At 70.2% G+C, this 3757-nt stretch carries 3 protein-coding genes; all 3 read left to right on the top strand.

What is annotated here, in order from left to right; all coding sequences use genetic code 11:
* Positions 1 to 39 precede the first annotated feature (39 nt).
* Positions 40 to 876, top strand: a complete 837-nt coding sequence (locus AOK11_RS37395) for a hypothetical protein (RefSeq protein WP_055598074.1) — start codon at positions 40 to 42, stop codon at positions 874 to 876.
* 99 nt (positions 877 to 975) lie between these two features.
* Positions 976 to 2919 (top strand): fumarate reductase/succinate dehydrogenase flavoprotein subunit, encoded by a 1944-nt coding sequence (locus tag AOK11_RS37390; protein WP_055598073.1) that lies wholly within the window; start codon positions 976 to 978, stop codon positions 2917 to 2919.
* Positions 2916 to 3692, top strand: a complete 777-nt coding sequence (locus AOK11_RS37385) for a succinate dehydrogenase/fumarate reductase iron-sulfur subunit (RefSeq protein ID WP_055598072.1) — start codon at positions 2916 to 2918, stop codon at positions 3690 to 3692. Before AOK11_RS37390 ends, AOK11_RS37385 begins: the two co-directional genes overlap by 4 nt.
* Positions 3693 to 3757: the final 65 nt, after the last annotated feature.

Below are 3757 nucleotides of genomic sequence, written 5' to 3'. Positions count from 1 at the left end.
GGACCCGACGCGCCCCCCGACCCCGACCGGAGCGGACAAGTGGCCACTGGTACGGAACCTCCCGCCACAGACCCCCAACCCCGACGTACCGGTGTGAGAACCGGTACCCGCGCCGCGATCGCCGCTCCACACCTGCGGACCGACCGCTGGTGGCTGGCCCCGGCCGCCACCGCGGCCGGTCTGCTCGCCTTCGTCGTCTACTCGACCTGGCGGGCCCTCTCGAACGCGGACTACTACGCGGCGCCGTACGTCTCGCCGTTCTACTCCCCGTGCCTCGCCGAGAACTGCGAGCCGATGCGCGGCGGGCCCAACTGGGAGCTGTTCGGAAGCTGGTGGGGCCTCTCGCCGGCGATCCTCATCCTGATCTTCCCGCTCGGCTTCCGCCTGACCTGCTACTACTACCGCAAGGCCTACTACCGGGGCTTCTGGGCGTCCCCGCCGGCCTGCGCGGTCGCCGAGCCGCACAAGAAGTACACCGGGGAGACCCGCTTCCCGCTGATCCTGCAGAACGTCCACCGGTACTTCTTCTACGCGGCGCTCCTGGTCGCCCTGGTGCTGACCTACGACACCGTCCTCGCCTTCCGCGACGAGCACTACGCGTGGGGACACATGGGGCTCGGCACCCTCGTCTTCCTGGTCAACATCGCGCTGATCTGGGCGTACACCCTCTCCTGCCACTCCTGCCGGCACATCGTCGGCGGCAAGCTCAAGCACTTCTCCCGGCATCCCGTGCGCTACCGGATGTGGCAGTGGGTGGGGCGGCTGAACGCCCGGCACATGCAGCTCGCCTGGGCGTCGCTGGTGAGCGTGGCGGTCGCCGACCTCTACGTCTATCTCGTCGCGTCCGGCGCCTTCGACGATCCGCGTTTCTTCTGACCCTCCGAGTGTTCTGCGCTTTCCATGAGTGCTGCGAGTGCTGTGAGTGCTGTGAGTTCTCGCAGGTTATGACGGTTTCCGACGAGTGGGGCCTTTGAGATGACCGTGGTCGACCGGCAGGAATGGGACGTCGTCGTGGTCGGTGCGGGCGGCGCCGGGCTGCGCGCCGCCATCGAGGCACGCGAGCGGGGCGCCCGTACGGCGGTGATCTGCAAGTCGCTGTTCGGCAAGGCCCACACCGTGATGGCCGAGGGCGGGATCGCCGCCGCCATGGCCAACGTCAACACCGGCGACAACTGGAAGGTCCACTTCCGCGACACCCTGCGCGGCGGGAAGTTCCTCAACCAGTGGCGGATGGCCGAACTGCACGCCCAGGAGGCACCGCAGCGGGTGTGGGAGCTGGAGACCTGGGGCGCGCTGTTCGACCGGACGAAGGACGGCCGGATCTCCCAGCGCAACTTCGGCGGCCACGAGTACCCGCGCCTCGCGCACGTCGGCGACCGCACCGGCCTGGAGCTGATCCGCACCCTCCAGCAGAAGATCGTCGCCCTCCAGCAGGAGGACTTCCGCGAGACCGGGGACTACGAGTCCCGGCTGAAGGTCTTCCAGGAGTGCACGGTCACCCGTGTGCTCAAGGACGGCCGCCACGTCTCCGGCGTCTTCGGCTACGAGCGGGAGTCCGGGCGCTTCTTCGTCCTTCAGGCGCCCGCCGTGGTCCTCTCGACGGGCGGCATCGGCAAGTCGTTCAAGGTGACGTCGAACTCGTGGGAGTACACGGGCGACGGCCACGCGCTGGCGCTGCTGGCCGGGGCGCCGCTGCTCAACATGGAGTTCGTGCAGTTCCATCCGACGGGCATGGTCTGGCCGCCGTCGGTGAAGGGCATCCTGGTCACCGAGTCGGTGCGCGGCGACGGCGGGGTGCTGCGCAACTCCGACGGCAAGCGGTTCATGTTCGACTACGTGCCGGACGTCTTCAAGGAGAAGTACGCCGAGTCCGAGGAGGAGGGCGACCGCTGGTACGACGACCCGGACCACAACCGCCGTCCCCCCGAACTGCTCCCCCGCGACGAGGTCGCCCGCGCGATCAACGCCGAGGTGAAGGCGGGCCGCGGCTCCCCGCACGGCGGGGTCTTCCTGGACGTGTCCACCCGGATGCCGGCCGAGGTCATCAAGCGCCGGCTGCCGTCGATGTACCACCAGTTCAAGGAGCTGGCGGACGTCGACATCACGGCGGAGGCGATGGAGGTCGGGCCCACCTGCCACTACGTGATGGGCGGCGTCGCCGTCGACTCGGACACGGCGGCGACGCGCGGGGTACCGGGGCTGTTCGCGGCCGGTGAGGTGGCCGGCGGCATGCACGGCTCCAACCGGCTGGGCGGCAATTCCCTCTCCGACCTGCTGGTGTTCGGGCGCCGGGCGGGCCGGCACGCGGCCGAGCACGCGGCGGGGCAGGTGCGGGAGCGGCCCCGGGTGGACGACGTCCAGGTGGACGCCGCCGCCGCGGAGGCGCTGCGCCCGTTCTCGGCGGAGAGCGGGGCCGGCGAGGAGGGGGACGGGAGCCCTCCGGAGAACCCGTACACCCTGCACCAGGAACTCCAGCAGACGATGAACGACCTGGTCGGCATCATCCGCCGGGAGCACGAGATGGAGCAGGCCCTGCGGAAACTGGCCGAGCTGCGGGTACGCGCCCGGCGGGCCGGTGTCGAGGGGCACCGCCAGTTCAACCCGGGGTGGCACCTCGCCCTGGACCTGCGGAACATGCTGCTGGTCAGCGAGTGCGTGGCGCGGGCCGCACTGGAGCGTACCGAGTCGCGCGGCGGCCACACCCGCGAGGACCACTCCGCGATGGAACGCGCCTGGCGCAACGTCAACCTGCTGTGTGCGATGGCCGATCCGACGGGCGGCGTCGCGGCCACCGCCCCGGAACGCGGCCAGATCGTCCTGACCCGTGAGACCACCGAACCCATCCGTCCCGACCTGCTCGCCCTCTTCGAGAAGGAGGAGCTGGTGAAGTACCTCACCGAAGAGGAGCTGTACGAGTGAGCAGCTATGAGGCCCGCTTCAAGGTGTGGCGGGGGGACGTGCAGGGCGGCGGTCTGGAGGACTTCCGGGTCGAGGTGCACGACGGCGAGGTGGTCCTCGACATCGTCCACCGGCTCCAGGCCACCCAGGCCCCCGACCTCGCCGTCCGCTGGAACTGCAAGGCGGGCAAGTGCGGTTCGTGCTCGGCCGAGATCAACGGCCGCCCGCGGCTGCTGTGCATGACCCGGATGTCGGTGTTCGACCGGGAGGAGACGATCACCGTGACCCCGCTGCGGGCCTTCCCGGTGGTCCGCGACCTGGTGACGGACGTCGGCTTCAACTACACGAAGGCCCGCGAGGTGCCGGCTTTCGTGCCGCCGGAGGGCGTCGGGCCCGGCGAGTACCGGATGACGCAGGAGGACGTGGAGCGGTCGCAGGAGTTCCGCAAGTGCATCGAGTGCTTCCTGTGCCAGGACACCTGCCACGTGGTCCGCGACCACGAGGAGAACAAGCAGGCCTTCGCCGGCCCGCGGTTCCTGATGCGGGTGGCGGAGCTGGACATGCATCCGCTGGACGCGGCCGACGAGTCCGGCCTGGACCGCAAGCGTACGGCGCAGGACGAGCACGGGCTCGGCTACTGCAACATCACCAAGTGCTGCACGGAGGTGTGCCCCGAGGGCATCAGGATCACGGACAACGCGCTGATCCCGCTGAAGGAACGGGCGGTGGACCGCAAGTACGACCCGCTCGTCTGGCTCGGGACCAAGATCCGGCGCCGGTCGGCACCGTCCTGACGCCCCGGGCCCCCGACGTCCCCGGCGCCCCCGGGCGTCGGGACGTCGGGGGCCCGGGGCGTCAG

The organism is Streptomyces hirsutus, assembly GCF_001418415.1.
In the GTDB taxonomy this organism is placed as follows: domain Bacteria; phylum Actinomycetota; class Actinomycetes; order Streptomycetales; family Streptomycetaceae; genus Streptomyces; species Streptomyces hirsutus.
This window is presented reverse-complemented; position numbering and strand designations above follow the sequence as displayed.